The following is a 15,348-nucleotide window of genomic DNA, read 5'->3' on the forward strand; positions in this document are numbered from 1 at the left end:
TTCCCCCTACGTGGTGCGCGCGCCCCTCGAGGGGCGGCACTGGCGGACCGGCAAAGCCGGATCCGCTGTGCCCTGGGTGGGCGGCGGTTCAGCGGGCCGGGTCGCCGGCCTGTTCGAGGTCCCAGCGTGGCCGCACGGTGAAGGAGGCGCGCCGCAGCGAGGGGTCGGCCAGGCCTGCGCGCAGGCGCAGGGCGGCGGCGAAGGCGATCATGGCGCCGTTGTCGGTGCACAGTTCGAGCGGCGGAAAGAAGGCTGCGCCGCCCAGCGGGGCCAGCGCCGCGGCCAGCCGCCGGCGTAGAAGTCTGTTGGCGCCTACGCCGCCTGCCACCACCAGCCGCTGCAGGCCGGTCTGCGCCAGCGCCTTGGCGGCCTTGGCCACCAGCACCGATACGATGGCGTCCTGGGTGGCGGCGGCCAGGTCGGCACGGGCCTGGGCGTCGGCGGCGTCGATCTGTTTCATGCGGGTCAGCACGGCGGTTTTCAGGCCGCTGAAGCTGAAATCCAGGTCGGGGCTGTGCAGCTTGGGACGGGGCAGGTCGAAGCGGCCGGCGTCGCCGCTTTCGGCCAGCCGGGCCAGCGCCGGCCCGCCCGGGTAGCCCAGGCCCAGCAGCTTGGCGGTCTTGTCGAAGGCTTCGCCGGCGGCATCGTCCAGCGTTTCGCCCAGCAGCGCGTAGCGGCCCACGCCGTCCACCCGCATCAGCTGGGTATGGCCGCCCGATACCAGCAGCGCCACGAAAGGAAAGGCGGGCCGCGGCTCGGCCAGCAGCGGCGACAGCAGATGGCCTTCGAGGTGATGGATGGGAATGGCGGGCAGGTCGCGCGCCCAGGCGATGGCCTGGGCCACGCTGGCGCCCACCAGCAGCGCGCCGGCCAGCCCGGGCCCGGCGGTATAGGCCACGGCGTCGACCTCGGCCAGCGACAGGCCGGCGCCTTCGAGCGCCTGGCGCGCCAGCGGCAGGATGCGCCGGATGTGGTCGCGCGAGGCCAGTTCCGGCACCACGCCGCCGTATTCCCGGTGCATGTCGATCTGCGAATGCAGCGCGTGCGCCAGCAGCCCGCGCCCGGCGCTGGCGACGGCGACGCCGGTTTCGTCGCAGGAGCTTTCGAATCCGAGGACGATCATGGAGGCAGTGGAGGCAGCCGGCGGCAGGCGCGGCCGTGGGCAAAAGCGTCAAGTTTAGCATCGGCGCCCGGCCGGGCTTGGCAACCGGCGCCAGGATCTGTTATATTGGCAGGCTCTGATTGATCAACCCCTAGGCAATCGCTACACATGCCCACGATTCGCGTCAAAGAAAATGAGCCGTTTGAGGTCGCCCTGCGTCGTTTCAAGCGCACGATTGAAAAGACCGGCCTGCTGACCGAACTGCGCTCGCGCGAGTTCTACGAGAAACCCACGGCCGAGCGCAAGCGCAAGCATGCCGCCGCCGTGAAGCGCCACTACAAGCGCATCCGCAGCCAGCAGCTGCCCAAGCGCCTGTACTGATCGCCGCCGCCGGCACCGCCGGCTGCGAGATCCAGCAGGTTTCTCCCGTCATAGCCGCCAAGGCACGCGCCTGGCGGCTTTTGGCGCTTATTTTCCCGTATTATTTTGCCGACAGGCTTTCCACCGCAAGGCATTCCATGAGCGCCGACACCCTCAAAGCCCGCCTTTCCGACGAAGTCAAGAACGCCATGCGCGCCAAGGCCGCCCAGCGGCTGGGCACGCTGCGCCTGCTGCTGGCCGCCGTCAAGCAGAAGGAAGTCGACGAACGCCGCGAACTGTCCGACGCCGACATCACCGCCATCATCGAAAAGCAGGTCAAGCAGCGGCGCGAGTCGATCGCCTCGTTCGAGCAGGCCGGCCGGGCCGAGTCGGCCGAGCAGGAACGCGCCGAAATGCAGGTGCTGCAGGAGTTCCTGCCGCAGGCCGCGCCGCCCGAGGAAGTCGATGCCGTGATCGCCGCCGCGGTGGCCGAAGTCGCAGCCCAGGGCGTGACGGGCGGCGCCGCCATGGGCAAGATCATGGGCTTGGTCAAGCCGCGCCTGGCCGGCCGCGCCGACATGGCCGAGGTCTCGCGCCTCATCAAGGCAAAATTGCAGTGACCGCCTCCTGCGCGCTTACGCTCGCCCCCCCGGGGCGGCACGGGTAGCCGCGTGATACCGGATTCGTTCATTCAGGATCTGCTGGCGCGCGTCGACATCGTCGACGTAGTGGGGCAGTACGTGCAGTTGCGCAAGGGCGGCGCCAATCTGCTTGGGCTGTGTCCGTTCCATAACGAGAAATCGCCGTCTTTTACCGTCAGCCCTACCAAGCAGTTCTATCACTGCTTCGGCTGCGGCGCGCATGGCACTGCGATCCGCTTCCTGATGGAGCATACGGGCGCGAGTTTCCCGGACGCGGTGCGTTCGCTGGCGGCCAACGCCGGCATGCGGGTGCCCGAGGAAGAACGCAGTCCGCAGCAGCGCGCCGCCCGGGCGCAGCGCGAGGCGGTGGTGTCGCGCCACGGCCAGCTGCTGGAGGCCGCCAACAAGTGGTACCGGCAGCAGTTGCGCACGGCGCCGGCCGCCATTGCCTACCTGAAGAAGCGCGGGCTGTCGGGCGAGATCGCGGCGCGCTTCGGGCTCGGCTGGGCCGGTCCGGAGCGGCAGGGCCTGGCCGCGGCGGTTGAGGACTACAACGACCAGTTGCTGGTCGAGGCCGGGCTGGTGATCGTCAACGACGAGGGCCGCCGCTACGACCGCTTCCGCGAGCGGGTGATGTTCCCGATCCGCAATGCGCGCGGGCACCTGATCGGCTTCGGCGGCCGCATCATCGGCCCGGGCGAGCCCAAGTACCTGAATTCCCCGGAAACGCCGATCTTCTCCAAGGGCACCGAGCTGTACGGCCTGTGGGAAGCGCGCCAGGCGATCCGCAGCGCCGGCATGGTGGTGGTGGTCGAAGGCTATATGGACGTGGTGGCGCTGGCGCAGCTGGGCGTGGAGTGCGCGGTGGCCACGCTGGGCACCGCGACCACGCCGGTGCACGTGCAGAAGCTGCTGCGCGCCAGCGACCACGTCGTGTTCAGTTTCGACGGCGACAAGGCCGGCCGGCGCGCGGCGTGGCGCGCGCTCGAGGCCTGCCTGCCGCTGCTGCGCGACGATGTATCGCTGCGCTTCCTGTTCCTGCCGGCCGAGCACGACCCCGACTCCTACGTGCGCGAATTCGGCGCCGAGGCCTTCCGCGCCGCGCTGCGCGAGGCCCAGTCGCTGTCGCAGTTCATGCTGTCGGAACTGGCGTCGCGCCATCCGATGGACGAGGCCGAAGGGCGGGCACGCTGCGTGCACGACGCCCGCCCGCTGCTGCAGGCCATGCCGGCCGGCGCGCTGCGGCTGCAGGTGCAGCGCGAGCTGGCGCAGCTCACGAGGCTTACGCCGGAAGAGCTAGGCCAGCTGATTCCGCTGCAGGACGTGCCCAGCGGGCCGCTGGTGCAATCCGGGCCGCAAATCCGGGGAACCTCTGCCGTTGCCCCGCGTCAAGAGTCTAATGGCACTGAAGCGGCGGACGACAGCCGCTGGGAAGAGGTGCCCCATGAAGAATTCGACGACGCGCAGTTCCAGCCCCGGGCCCCAGGCCCGTCCGGGCGGGCCGGCGGCGGGCGCAACGGATTCCGGCGCTTCGACCGCAAGGGCTGGCAGCGCGGCCGCGACGATGGCCCCCCGGCCTACACCGGACCGCGGCCGGTCGTGGTGCCGCTGGCGGCGCGCCTGTTGCAGCTGCTGCTCGCGCACCCCGCGCTGGTCGAGCACATCGACGGCGAGGCCGAACGGTTGCTGGGGCAGCACGGCGATTTCCGCCCCGTGCGCGACCTGGTGGAACTGGTCCGCAGCAGCGGCGCCCGGCATGCCGGCGCGCTGCTGCAGGCGGCCGAGGGTGGCCCGCTGGCCCAGCCCCTTGTCCTGGCGTCGACCGCTACCATCTATGAAGAGGAATTGCCGGATCCCGCCGGCGAATTGCGCGACGCGTTGCGGCGCATCGAATTCCAGATCGTGCGCGACGAAACCGCCGCGCTTGTGGCCTCGGGGCTGCGCGATCCCGAGCAAAAAGCACGTTATGAGGCCCTTAGCGCAAGATTGGCCGCTCTGAAAAGGCCCGGAGTGGTAGAATAGAAGGTTATCCCGTCACCTTTTCCTGCTTTGCCCACGTCGTTTGCCGTGCCCGCGTGGCGCACGCGCGCGGCCCCGGGGCGCGGGCGATGGCTGCCGGACGGCAGTACGAGTGCCGGCGGGATGGCGCCCGAGCGGCGGGCTCGATGCGGGTCGAACCGCAGAGCCGAACGAATCAATAGGAGTGGTTGACCGACCATGGCGAAAACGACTGGCAAAACGCTGACTGTGAACAAATCCAAAGCCGAAGGGCAAGACAAGGCCAAGGAAAAGGCAGCCCTGGCCAGGGAAGCGGGGCCGTCCGTGACGGTCAAGCCCGCCCGCAGGGCCGCGGCCGTCAGCGACGCCGCCGAACCGGTCGCCAAGGCGGCGGCCCGCCCTGCCAAGACGGCCGCCAAGGCCGCGGGCAAGGTCGCGCCCGCCAAGGCGCTGACCGCCGCCGAAAAGAAGAGCGCCGAGAAGAAGCTGGCCGACCTGCTGGCCAAGCCCGCCGGCCGCCGCCCCGGCCGTCCGCCGAAGGACGCCAAGCCGGCCGGCGACGCCGCCGGCTCGGGCGGCCCCGATTTCGACGATGTGGCCGATGGCGACGCCGAGCCGATTCCCGAGATCAAGATCCCGAAGGGCCGCGGCAAGCGCGGCAAGGCCGATCCGAAAGACCTGATCGCGCGCGGCCCGGTCTCGGCCGAGGAATACGAAGCGCGCCGCAACCGCCTGAAATTGCTGATCAAGCTCGGCAAGGACCGCGGCTACCTGACCTACGGCGAGATCAACGACCACCTTCCCGACGACCTGGTCGACGCCGAAGCCATCGACGGCATCATCAGCACGTTCAACGACATGGGCATTTCGGTCTACGACCAGGCGCCCGATGCCGAAACGCTGCTGCTGAACGAGAACGCCCCGGTGGCCTCGTCCGACGACGACGCCGAGGAAGAGGCGGAGGCCGCGCTGTCCACCGTCGATTCCGACTTCGGCCGCACCACCGACCCGGTACGCATGTACATGCGCGAAATGGGCTCGGTCGAGCTGCTCACGCGCGAAGGCGAAATCGAAATCGCCAAGCGCATCGAAGACGGCCTGAAGCACATGGTGATGGCGATATCGGCGTGTCCGTCCACCATCAACGAGATCCTGGCCCACGCCGACCGCGTGCGCGCTTCCGAGGCGCAGATCGACGAGATCGTCGACGGCCTGATCGACCCGAACGACGGCGAGGAATACGCCGGCTCGGGCGTGACCTCTACCGACGAGGACGACGAGGACGGCGACGAATCGCCGGCCGGCGGCATGAGCAGCAAGCAGGTCGAAGAGCTGCGCGTGAAATCGCTCGAGAAGTTCGACAGCGTCAAGCGCTGGTTCGAGAAGATGCGCCATGCCTACGAGCACGAGGGCTACAAGTCGTCCGCCTACATGGCCGCGCAGGAAACCATCCTGGAAGAGCTGATGGGCATCCGCTTCACCGCCAAGATGGTGGAGCGGCTGGCCGACACGCTGCGCGCCCAGGTGGAAGAAGTGCGCAAGCTGGAACGCGCCGTGATGCAGGCCTGCGTCGACCGCGCCGGCATGCCGCGCGCCCATTTCATCAAGTCCTTCCCCGGCAACGAGACCAATCTCGAGTGGGCGGTGGAAGAGGTGAAGGCCGGCCACGACTATTCCGAAACGCTGTCGCGCCAGATCCCGGCCATCCAGGAACTGCAGCAGAAGCTGATCGACCTGCAGGCCCGCGTGGTGCTGCCGCTGAAAGACCTGAAAGACGTCAACAAGCAGATGGCCACCGGCGAGGCCAAGGCCCGCAAGGCCAAGCGCGAGATGACGGAGGCCAACCTGCGGCTGGTGATTTCGATCGCCAAGAAGTACACCAACCGCGGGCTGCAGTTCCTCGATTTGATCCAGGAAGGCAACATCGGCCTGATGAAGGCGGTGGACAAGTTCGAATACCGGCGCGGCTACAAGTTCTCCACCTACGCGACGTGGTGGATCCGGCAGGCCATCACCCGCTCGATCGCCGATCAGGCGCGCACCATCCGCATTCCGGTGCACATGATCGAAACGATCAACAAGATGAACCGGATCAGCCGCCAGATCCTGCAGGAAACCGGCGCCGAGCCCGATCCGGCCACGCTGGCGCAGAAGATGGACATGCCGGAAGACAAGATCCGCAAGATCCTGAAGATCGCCAAGGAACCGATCTCGATGGAAACCCCGATCGGCGACGACGACGATTCGCACCTGGGCGACTTCATCGAAGACACGGCGACCCTGGCGCCTTCGGACGCCGCGCTGCACGGTTCGATGCGCAACGTGGTCAAGGAAGTGCTGGACTCGCTCACGCCGCGCGAGGCCAAGGTGCTGCGGATGCGTTTCGGCATCGAGATGAGCACCGACCAGACGCTGGAAGAAGTGGGCAAGCAGTTCGACGTGACCCGCGAGCGCATCCGCCAGATCGAAGCCAAGGCGCTGCGCAAGCTGCGCCACCCGAGCCGGGCCGACAAGCTCAAGAGCTTCCTGGAAGGGCAGTAAGATCGCGCCCGGGCCGCAAGGCCGCGGTGCCCATCGGGGCCGGAACTCCTGCATGAGGGGTCCCGGCCCCTTTTCTTTGCGCTGCGCCGCCGGGGCACGGGGCCTGATACCATGGATCGGGTATTCCGCTTTGCCGCGGATCGGGTGAAAATGCCGGGTTTGCTTGGAATATTTCAGGTCTCAGGGGGAAATCGTATGCGTGGACTCGCAAGGCTGTTGAGCGCCGTACTGGTCGTGCTGGTGGCGGCATGTTCCGGCAAGGACGGGGGCAAGGAGATCAAGGTGGCGGTGTCGCCGGCGTCGCCGCCCAATCTGTACGAAGAGAACGGCCAGACCAAGGGCCTGGACCTGGACATCTTCGAGGGCTATTGCAAGGCCCGCGGCTGCACGCTCAAGATCACCGCCTACGACTGGCAGGGCATGCTGGGCGCGGTGGTCAGCAAGCAGGCCGACGTGGCGTTCTCCGGCATTTCCATTACCGACCAGCGCAAGCAGGTGATGGACTTCTCCAAGCCTTATATGGAGAACACCTGGAACCTGGTGAGCCTCACGAGCCGCAACATCCGCTTCGACGACCTGGCCGAGATGAAGAAATACAGCATCGGCTATCCGCGCGGCATGGCCTATACCGATTTCATCCAGAAGGAACTGGAGCCCAAGGGCATCTACCAGGTCAGCCAGGTCAAGATGTATCCCTCCTACAACGAGGTGCTGGCCGACCTGCAGAACGGCAACCTCGACCTGGCCTTCCTCGACGGCACGGTCGCCTCGGTCTACCGCAAGAAGCTGCCGATCCAGGACAGCTACGTGTTTACCGGTTTCGACCGCTTCGGCTTCGCCTTCCCCAAGGGTTCGCCGCTGCGCGACGATTTCGACCACTACCTGAACGACGAACTGGGCCAGCAGGGGCTGCAGGCCATCATCGACAAGTGGATGAACTGACGCGGGCGGGGCAGGCGGCGGGGATGGCCCGGTGAGCTTCGCGCAGATCGTCGGCCTGCTGGCAAGCGGCGCCGGCTACACCATCCTGGTGACCGTCGCCTGCAGCGCCGCCGGCGTCGCGGTGGGGCTGGCCGTCGCGCTGCTGCGGCGCCTGGGCTGGCGGCCGCTGGATGCGGCGCTCGGCGTATTCACCTATGTGTTCCGAGGCGTCCCGGTGCTGGTCCTGCTGTTCCTGGTGTTCTTCGGCCTGCCCGGCATCGGCCTGAGCGTGCCGCCGCTGGCGGCGATGGTGCTCAGCCTCGGGCTGATCGCCGGCGCCTACCTGGCCGAAGTGTTCCGCGGCGCGTTCGACTCGGTCGACGCCGCCGAGATCGTGGCGGCCGAGGCGATGGGCATGAGCCGGCTGCAGGCGCTGCGCTACATCGAACTGCCGCAGATGCTGCGCTTCGCCGTGCCGGGCATGGTCAACGAATTCACCACGGTGCTCAAGTATTCGCCGTTCGCCTACACGGTGGGCATTTCCGAAGTGATGAAGCAGGCGATGGCGCTGTCGGCCGTCACCCTGCGCGGGGTGGAAATCTATTTCGCCGTGGCGCTGGTCTATTTCGCCATCTACAAAGTGCTGGTGACGGCGGTCTGGTCGCTGGAAAAACGCTGCCGCGTGCCGGGCCTGGACGGACGCTGAGGAAACGCCATGGCATTGCTGACCGTGCGCAAGCTGGTAATGGAATACGACGGCCGCGCCGTGCTGGACGGCATCGACCTGGACCTGGAAGAAGGCGAGCTCAAGGTCGTGATGGGGCCGTCCGGCTGCGGCAAGTCCACGCTGCTGCGCTGCCTGAACCGGCTGCTCACGCCCACCTCGGGCCAGATCATCTTCCGCGGCGAGGACGTGACCCGGCCCGATACCGATGTGCGCGCGCTGCGCCAGCGCATCGGCTTCGTGTTCCAGAACTTCGCGCTGTACCGCCACCTGACCGCGCTCGAGAACGTGACCCTCGGGCTGCGCAAGCTGCGCGGCATGGCCGCCGCCGAGGCCGCCGAGCGCGCGCTGCACGAGCTGCGCCGCATGGACATGGCCGAACACCAGCGCAAGTACCCGGCCCAGCTGTCCGGCGGCCAGAAGCAGCGGGTGGCCATCGCGCGGGCGCTGGCGATGGACCCGGCCGTGCTGTTCTTCGACGAGCCCACCTCGGCGCTCGATCCGCTGATGGCGCGCGAGGTCGTCAACGTGATCGGCCAGCTGCGGCGCGACAAGGTGTCGATGCTGTGCGTGACGCACGACCTGTTCCTGGCGCGTTCCCTGGGCTGCCGGGTGCTGTTCCTCGACCAGGGGCAGGTGCAGGCCGAGGGCGAGGCCGAGCAGCTGTTCGGCGACCACGCGGATCCGCGCATCCGCGCCTTCTTCAGCCAGGCCGTCGGCGGCGGCGAGGCCGCGGGCCGATGAACGCCTTCGACCTGTTCCTGCGGCAGGTGGCCGAGGCCGGCCCGCAATTGCTGACCGGGCTGGGCCATACCGTGATGCTGGCGGCCGTCGTTTCGGTGACCGGCCTGGTGGGCGGGATCGTCGTCTTCTACCTGACGCTCAGCCCCGGCCGCGCCTGCCGGCGGCTGACCGAGGCCTATATTTCGTTCTTCATCGGCACGCCGCTGCTGGCGCTGCTGTTCCTGATGTACTACGGCCTGCCGCAATGGGGTTTCCGGCCGTCGCCGCTGGCGGTGGCCGTCGTCGGCTTCACGATGAACGTGGCGGCCTACAACGCGCGCTACCTGGCCACGGCCTACCGCGGGCTGGACCGCGACGAACTGGAGGCCGCCCGGGCCCAGGGGTTCTCGGGACTGCAGGTGTTCCGCCTGATCACGCTGCCGCAGGTGCTGCGGCTGTCGGTGCCGGCGCTGTCGAACCAGGTGATCCTGAACCTGAAGGACAGTTCCATCGCCTTCCTGATCCAGTACACCGAGTTCTTCGCGCAGGTGCAGGACGTGGCCATGCGCCATTTCCAGTTCTTCAAGTCCTACGTGATGGCGGGGCTGGCGTATCTGGCGATGGTGTCCGTCATCGTGCTGGCGGCGCGGCATCTGGAGCGCCGCTACATCCTGCCGGGAACGCGGCGGCCGTAGCGGGCGATATCCTCCCGGCCGCGGCGGCCTGGAACAGGGCGGGCGGCGCCACGTACAGGCCGCGGCCCAGCAGCCCTCGTTCGCCGGCGGCGTCGAGCATGGCGATCGCGGCCAGCGGCGGGGCATCGGGCGTGACCGCCGCCGCGTCGAGCGCGGTGCGCAGGCCGAACGGGGCGAATGCGGGATGCACGCCGCTCAGCAGCGCGGCCGGGCGGTCGAGCGCGTCGGCCGGCAGCCATGGCGCCAGCGCCGATGCCACCTCGGGCGAGCAGCGCAGCGCGTGGCCGCCGAAGCCGGCGGCGTCGATCGCGCCGCTGTCGCCGATCATCGGCGAGGTTTCGGCCTCGACGGCGGGATCCAGCCGCGGGCCCTGGGGCGGGGCGGCGTCGGCGGTGAACCACAGGCCGGGCCGGCCGGCCAGGCGGATGCCGCAGCGCTGGCCGTTGCCGGCCAGCGCCACCACCAGGGTCGAATCGCCGGCGTCGCGGGCGGCGGCCGACAGCATCAGGTGGCAGGCTGCCATCCACAGCGTCAGGAAAAACAATGGCGTGCCGCGCAGCATCGCCAATGCCTCGGCATCGTCCAGCCGGGGTTCCAGGTGCGAGACCAGCGCCTGGGTGGCGGCGGTGGTGCGGCCGTGCAGGTCGTCGCCGCCGGCCACGCCGGACACTGCCAGCGGCAGCAGGTGGATCGGCGCTTCGGCCAGCACGCGCGCCAGCACGCCGGCCAGGTGGCCGTCGCGCCAGGCCAGCCGCGGCAGGATGGCCGGATCGCGGCTGCCGAAACGCAGTTGCGGGCCGGCGCCGCTGCCCAGCAGGGACCAGCTGCGTCCGGACTCGCCGTCGGCGGCGAGGTCGGTCACTTCGACCAGCGTGGTCGACGGCGAGAACACCGCCGCCAGCGGCGCCACGGCGCCGTAATGCTGGGCCGGCTCGAGCCGCACCGCGCCGTCGGCGATCAGTCTTTCGGCCTCGGCCGCATCGGCGGCCCAGCCTTCGTACAAGCAGCACAGCACGGCCGATGACAATACCGGCGCCGATGGGCGGCGCGGGTCGATGAACGGCGGGCCGGCGTGCAGCAGGGTGCGGTCGGGCAGGCCGAGCGCCTCGCGCGCGGTACGCACGGCGGTCCAGGCCGGCCGCACGGCGGTCAGGCGCGCGATCGCGCCGCGGTTGACCGAGGTGCGCGGCGGTTGTTGGGAGGAGGGGGGCTGGGAGCTCATCGTGGCCGTCCGTCCGCTATTTCGACGCGAAGCCGAACAGGCGCTTGATGCGGCCCCACAGGATCGGCCAGAAGAGATTGCCGAGGTCCAGCGGCTGGTTGGCGGCAGCGGCCGTTGCAGGGACCGCCGCAGGGGGCGCCGCTGCCGCGACGGGGGCCGCTTCAGCCACGGGGGGGACATCAGCCAGGGGTGCCGCCGCAGGTTCGGCTGCCGCGGCGGATTCGGGCGTCGCCGCGGTGCCTGCTGCGGGCGCCGTCTCCGACCCTCGCTCCAGCCGCTGCTTCAGGTTGTCGGCGAAGGCAGCCGTCATCCGGGTCGCCAGTTCCTTGACGATGCCGCCGCGCGAGAACTGCGCCAGCGTGCCGGTGATGGCGTAGTCCACCTTGACGTCCACGCGGGTGGCGGGCGCGCCGCCGGCCGTTTCGTCGTGCAGGGAGAACGCTGCCTCGCCCTTGACCCGCGAGCCGCTCTTGCGGTCGGCGCCGCCGCCGGTCACGCTGCCGCTGCGGCTGGCGTCGTCCAGCGCCATCACGCCATCGCCGGCGAACGAGGCGACGATGGGGCCGAGCTTGACGGTCATGGTCAGCTTGAGCTTGCCGTCGGGCGTCGATCCGGTCAGCGCCGCGCCGGGCAGGCAGGCGACGATGCCTTCGGTGTCGTGGAAATGCCGCCACACTGCGTCGGGCGGGAAGGGAACGCTGAAGGATTGCTGGATTTCCACCTGGTCTCCTGGGGAATTTGGTCAGAGTTGCGCCGAGGCCGGCGCGGCGGCGGCGCGCCGCGCTTCGAGCACGCGCAGCACGGCCCGCACGATGCCGCGGTAGCCGGTGCAGCGGCACAGGTTGCCGGCCAGCTCGCGGCGCACGGTTTCCTCGTCGGCGCCGGGCAGGCGGCCGACGATGTCGCGCGCGGTGGCGAGCATGCCCGGCGTACAGTAGCCGCATTGCAGCGCGTGCTCGGCCTTGAAGGCGGCCCGCAGTTCGGCCATCAGCGGATCGTCGTCGAAGCCCTCGATGCTGCGGATGCGGGCGCCGTCGCAGGCCGCGGCGTAGGCGATGCAGGAACGCATCGGCACGTCGTCGATCATCACCGTGCAGGCGCCGCACACGCCCTGCTCGCAGCCGATGTTGGTGCCGGTCAGCATCAGCTGATCGCGCAGGAAGTCGGCAAGATGGGTGCGCGGTTCGACGTTGGCGCCGACGGGCTTGCCGTTGACGATGAGCCGGATCGGGATCATGGCTGGCTTCCAAGCGCCTGCACGGCGCGCGACAGCGCCACCGCGTGCAGGCGGTACTCGTAGGTGTCCGGTTCGAGCCCGGCGGCGGCCAGTTCGCGGCGCGCGGCGGCCTCGGCGTCGCCGCCCAGCAGCGGCCGCGCGTCGGCCACCACGTGCGGCGGGCCGTCGAGCGCGCCGATCACCGCGCGGCACAGGCCGCGCCGCGGATCGTCCACCACGGCGGCGATCGCCTCGGCGAACTCGCCCGCCTTGCGGTTGAACTTGATGTAGCTCCAGCGCGCCGCCGGCGACAGCCGCGGCAGCCGCACGCCGGTCAGGATCTCGTCTTCGCCCAGCGCGGTCGTGAAGGCCGCCTGCATCCAGTCGGCGGCGGCCACGCTGCGTTCGCCGCCCGGCCCTTGCAGCAGGCATTCGGCATCGAGCAGCGGCATGGCGTTGATCCAGTCGGCCGCCGGGTCGGCGTGGGCCAGGCTGCCGCCCAGCGTGCCGCGGTTGCGCACGGCGCGGTAGGCGATGCCGCCGGCCACGAAAGGCAGCAGCCCGCGCGACGGATCGGGCACCAGTCCGTCCTCGATGCGGGCGTGGGTGATGCAGGCGCCCAGCACGATGGCGTCGTCTTCCTCGCGCGCCAGCGCAAGCTCGTCCAGCACGCGCACGTCGATCAGCGCCGAGGGCTGCGCCAGCCGCATGTTCAGCATCGGGCCGAGCGATTGCGAGCCGGCCACGATCTTGCCCAGGCCCCCGGTCTGCGCCAGCAGACGCACGGCCTCGAAGCGATCGGCCGGCCGCAGGTAGTCGAAACGGGCGGCCTTCATGCGACCCGCCGCTGCGGTTCGGCGCCGGGGGCGGCGTCGCGCCGGGCGCGGGCCAGCGCTTCCAGCACGGCGCGGGGCGTGACGGGCAGTTCGTTGACCTCGGCGCCCAACGGCCGCAGCGCGTCGTTGACGGCGTTGGCGATGGCCGCCGGCGAGCCGATCGCGCCGCTTTCGCCGATGCCCTTCTGGCCGAATTCGGTGTACGGCGCGGGCGTTTCCATGTGCTCGATCCGGAAGTCCGGCACGTCGGTCGCGCCCGGCAGCATGTAATCGGCCAGCGTGGAGGCCATCGGCTGGCCTTCCTCGCTGTAGCGCATCTCTTCCAGCAGCGCGGTGCCGATGCCCTGGGCCGCGCCGCCGCACACCTGGCCGTCGACCACCATCGGATTGATCAGCACGCCGCCGTCTTCCACGATCACGTAGTCCAGAATCGACACCTTGCCGATCTCGATGTCGACGCCGACCGCCACCGCGTGGCAGGCATAGCTGAAGGTGCCGGTGTCGCGCTGCGCCTGGTAGGTGGTGGAGACTTCCAGCCCGCCGGGATCGACGTCGGGCGGCAGCAGCTGCGGCTTCAGGTACCAGGTGCGGGCGATCTCGGCCACGTCGACGGCGGCCGCGGCGCCGGCCAGCCGGTCGCCCTGCCATTGCGGCGCGCCGCCGTCCTCGCGCAGCAGCCAGGCGCCGATGCGGTACAGCCGCTCGCGCAGGATCTTGCAGGCCTGGCCCACGGCGCTGCCGGCCATCACGATCGAACGCGAGCCCCAGGTGCCGGTGGAATAGGGCGTCTGCCCGGTGTCGCCCAGCACGATGCGCACGCGCGCGGTGTCGACGCCGAGCACCTCGTGCGCGATCTGCGCCAGCGTGGTTTCCATGCCTTGTCCGTGCGAATGGACGCCGGCGCGGATCTCCAGGATGCCGTCGGGCGTGAGCCGCACCGCCGCCGGCTCGCGGCCGGGCACCATCGGAATGCCCCAGCCGTAGTACACCGAAGTGCCGTGCGCGCCCTGTTCGCAGAACACCGCCAGGCCGACGCCGATGCGCTGCGTGCCCAGGGCCTCGCGCTGCCGCGCGCGCCACCTGGGCAGGTCCAGCGCGTCCATCGCCCGCATGACGCAGCCGGGATAGTCGCCGCTGTCGAAATGCTTCCTGGTGATGTTGTCGTAGGGCATGTCCTGCGGCTGCACCAGGTTGCGCAGCCGCACTTCATGGGGTTCCAGGCCGGTCTCGGCCGCGATCGCGTCCATCATCGTCTCGATCGCGTAGCACACGCCGGTGCGCGCCACGCCGCGGTACGGCAGGATCGGCGGCTTGTTGGTCGCCACCGACCAGGTACGGCAGCGGTAGCGCTCCATCTTGTACGGGCCGGGCAGGATGCTGCCTACCTGCGCGGCCTCCAGACAGGCCGAGAACGGGTACGACGAATACGCGCCCGAATCGACGTGGGCTTCGCAGTCGATCGCCAGCAGGCGGCCGTCGCGCTCGGCGTAGACGGTGATGTCGTAGTCGTGCTCGCGGCAGTTGGCGTTGGCCGTCAGCTGTTCGCGCCGGTCCTCGATCCAGCGCACCGGATGGCCCAGCCGCATCGCCAGCCACGCCACGCATACTTCCTCGGGCAGCAGGATGCCCTTGTAGCCGAAACCGCCGCCCACGTCGGGCGACACCACGCGGATGCGGCCTTCGTCCAGCCCCAGGCACATCGACAGCCCGGTGCGGTTGACGTGCGGCATCTGGGCCGAGGTCACCACCACCAGCTGTTCCTGGCGCTTGTCCCAATAGGCCACCACGCCGCGGCCTTCCATCGGCGCCATGCTCTGGCGCGCGGTGCGCAGCCGGCGCCGCAGGCGCACCGGCGCGCGGCTGCGGATGTCGTCCAGGTCGGCATCGACCACGGTTTCCAGGAACACGTTGTCGCCCCAGTGCTCGTGCACCAGCGCCGAGCCGGGCTGGCGCGCGGCCAGCATGTCGACCACCGCGGGCAGCTCCTCCAGGTCGGCCCAGGCCTGGGCGGCCAGGTCCTCGGCCTCGGCGCGCGTATCGGCCACGCACATGGCGATCATCTCGCCCACCTGCCGCACCTTGGCGCCGGCCAGCACCGGCTGCTCCGACGATTTGAAGCCAGGCAGGCCGGAGTCGGCGACGATCGGCTTGACGTCCGCCAGGTCGGCCAGCGTGTAGACGACGTGTTCGAAGCCTGCCGGCTTTTCCACGCCGCGCAGGCGGGCGTGGGCCACCGGGCTGCGCAGGAAGGCCACGTCCTTCATGCCGACCATGCGCAGATTGCCCACGTAGTCGCCGCGGCCCCGCATGAAGCGCTCGTCTTCCTTGCGTTCCAGCGGGGCGCCGATGCCTTGGCGGGTGGCCATGCC

The 15,348-nt window shown here is 69.7% G+C and carries 14 protein-coding genes; 8 read left to right on the forward strand and 6 right to left on the reverse strand.

From position 1 onward, the window contains the following. Nucleotides 1–88 precede the first annotated feature (88 nt). A complete protein-coding gene (gene tsaD / locus ABD927_RS19820) occupies nt 89–1,123 on the reverse strand; it encodes a tRNA (adenosine(37)-N6)-threonylcarbamoyltransferase complex transferase subunit TsaD (RefSeq protein ID WP_345251584.1) in 1,035 nt (344 codons plus the stop codon). A 147-nt stretch (nt 1,124–1,270) separates the two neighbouring features. On the opposite strand from tsaD, the gene rpsU reads away from it, so the two are divergent. The 8 genes from rpsU to ABD927_RS19860 all read left to right on the forward strand — a co-directional run bounded on the left by rpsU (nt 1,271) and on the right by ABD927_RS19860 (nt 9,705). Beyond that, the gene (rpsU, locus tag ABD927_RS19825) at nt 1,271–1,483 is read left to right on the forward strand and encodes a 30S ribosomal protein S21 (RefSeq protein WP_087782307.1); all 213 of its coding nucleotides are present in this window, start codon (nt 1,271–1,273) and stop codon (nt 1,481–1,483) included. 137 nt (nt 1,484–1,620) lie between these two features. Further along, nucleotides 1,621–2,082, forward strand: coding sequence for a GatB/YqeY domain-containing protein (locus ABD927_RS19830; protein WP_345251585.1), 462 nt, complete (start codon nt 1,621–1,623; stop codon nt 2,080–2,082). Nucleotides 2,083–2,133: 51 nt separating this feature from the next. Next, on the forward strand, nt 2,134–4,125 hold the full coding sequence (dnaG, locus tag ABD927_RS19835) for a DNA primase (protein ID WP_345251586.1): 1,992 nt from the start codon (nt 2,134–2,136) through the stop codon (nt 4,123–4,125). 195 nt (nt 4,126–4,320) lie between these two features. Next, nucleotides 4,321–6,642 (forward strand): RNA polymerase sigma factor RpoD, encoded by a 2,322-nt coding sequence (gene rpoD, locus ABD927_RS19840; protein ID WP_345251587.1) that lies wholly within the window; start codon nt 4,321–4,323, stop codon nt 6,640–6,642. A gap of 195 nt (nt 6,643–6,837) precedes the next feature. Further along, on the forward strand, nt 6,838–7,584 hold the full coding sequence (locus tag ABD927_RS19845; RefSeq protein ID WP_345251588.1) for a transporter substrate-binding domain-containing protein: 747 nt from the start codon (nt 6,838–6,840) through the stop codon (nt 7,582–7,584). A gap of 31 nt (nt 7,585–7,615) precedes the next feature. Then, nucleotides 7,616–8,269 carry an amino acid ABC transporter permease gene (locus ABD927_RS19850; protein ID WP_345251589.1) on the forward strand — a complete coding sequence of 218 codons (654 nt, stop codon included), beginning with the start codon at nt 7,616–7,618 and terminating at the stop codon, nt 8,267–8,269. Between the two features lie 9 nt (nt 8,270–8,278). Further along, complete coding sequence (locus ABD927_RS19855; RefSeq protein WP_345251590.1) at nt 8,279–9,031, forward strand: amino acid ABC transporter ATP-binding protein; 753 nt, start codon at nt 8,279–8,281, stop codon at nt 9,029–9,031. Then, complete coding sequence (locus ABD927_RS19860; RefSeq protein WP_345251591.1) at nt 9,028–9,705, forward strand: amino acid ABC transporter permease; 678 nt, start codon at nt 9,028–9,030, stop codon at nt 9,703–9,705. The genes ABD927_RS19855 and ABD927_RS19860 overlap by 4 nt, the downstream gene beginning before the upstream one ends. Here the strand turns inward: ABD927_RS19860 and ABD927_RS19865 are convergent. Genes ABD927_RS19865 through ABD927_RS19885 form a run of 5 tightly spaced genes read right to left on the reverse strand, consistent with a single transcriptional unit; the run spans nt 9,641 to nt 15,345 of the window. Next, entirely contained in the window at nt 9,641–10,927 is a 1,287-nt protein-coding gene (locus ABD927_RS19865; protein WP_345251592.1) for a YlbE family protein, read from the reverse strand. The two genes, ABD927_RS19860 and ABD927_RS19865, sit on opposite strands and share 65 nt — an antisense overlap. Nucleotides 10,928–10,943: 16 nt before the next feature. Continuing rightward, entirely contained in the window at nt 10,944–11,648 is a 705-nt protein-coding gene (locus tag ABD927_RS19870) for an SRPBCC family protein (RefSeq protein WP_345251593.1), read from the reverse strand. Nucleotides 11,649–11,669: 21 nt separating this feature from the next. Then, nucleotides 11,670–12,164 carry a (2Fe-2S)-binding protein gene (locus tag ABD927_RS19875; RefSeq protein ID WP_345251594.1) on the reverse strand — a complete coding sequence of 165 codons (495 nt, stop codon included), beginning with the start codon at nt 12,162–12,164 and terminating at the stop codon, nt 11,670–11,672. Then, nucleotides 12,161–12,979, reverse strand: coding sequence for an FAD binding domain-containing protein (locus ABD927_RS19880; RefSeq protein WP_345251595.1), 819 nt, complete (start codon nt 12,977–12,979; stop codon nt 12,161–12,163). Before ABD927_RS19880 ends, ABD927_RS19875 begins: the two co-directional genes overlap by 4 nt. Then, a complete protein-coding gene (locus ABD927_RS19885) occupies nt 12,976–15,345 on the reverse strand; it encodes a xanthine dehydrogenase family protein molybdopterin-binding subunit (RefSeq protein ID WP_345251596.1) in 2,370 nt (789 codons plus the stop codon). Before ABD927_RS19885 ends, ABD927_RS19880 begins: the two co-directional genes overlap by 4 nt. Nucleotides 15,346–15,348: the final 3 nt, after the last annotated feature.

The sequence above is a fragment of the Pigmentiphaga soli genome (genome assembly GCF_039541095.1).
GTDB classification, from domain to species: Bacteria; Pseudomonadota; Gammaproteobacteria; order Burkholderiales; family Burkholderiaceae_B; genus Pigmentiphaga; species Pigmentiphaga soli.

Bases quoted from the DNA above. Each gene is read 5' to 3' on its own strand.
- tsaD (WP_345251584.1), bottom strand. From the start codon at position 1,123: ATGATCGTCCTCGGATTCGAAAGCTCCTGCGACGAAACCGGCGTCGCC.
- rpsU (WP_087782307.1), top strand. From the start codon at position 1,271: ATGCCCACGATTCGCGTCAAAGAAAATGAGCCGTTTGAGGTCGCCCTG.
- ABD927_RS19830 (WP_345251585.1), top strand. From the start codon at position 1,621: ATGAGCGCCGACACCCTCAAAGCCCGCCTTTCCGACGAAGTCAAGAAC.
- rpoD (WP_345251587.1), top strand. From the start codon at position 4,321: ATGGCGAAAACGACTGGCAAAACGCTGACTGTGAACAAATCCAAAGCC.
- ABD927_RS19845 (WP_345251588.1), top strand. From the start codon at position 6,838: ATGCGTGGACTCGCAAGGCTGTTGAGCGCCGTACTGGTCGTGCTGGTG.
- ABD927_RS19855 (WP_345251590.1), top strand. From the start codon at position 8,279: ATGGCATTGCTGACCGTGCGCAAGCTGGTAATGGAATACGACGGCCGC.
- ABD927_RS19860 (WP_345251591.1), top strand. From the start codon at position 9,028: ATGAACGCCTTCGACCTGTTCCTGCGGCAGGTGGCCGAGGCCGGCCCG.
- ABD927_RS19865 (WP_345251592.1), bottom strand. From the start codon at position 10,927: ATGAGCTCCCAGCCCCCCTCCTCCCAACAACCGCCGCGCACCTCGGTC.
- ABD927_RS19875 (WP_345251594.1), bottom strand. From the start codon at position 12,164: ATGATCCCGATCCGGCTCATCGTCAACGGCAAGCCCGTCGGCGCCAAC.
- ABD927_RS19880 (WP_345251595.1), bottom strand. From the start codon at position 12,979: ATGAAGGCCGCCCGTTTCGACTACCTGCGGCCGGCCGATCGCTTCGAG.
- ABD927_RS19885 (WP_345251596.1), bottom strand. From the start codon at position 15,345: ATGGCCACCCGCCAAGGCATCGGCGCCCCGCTGGAACGCAAGGAAGAC.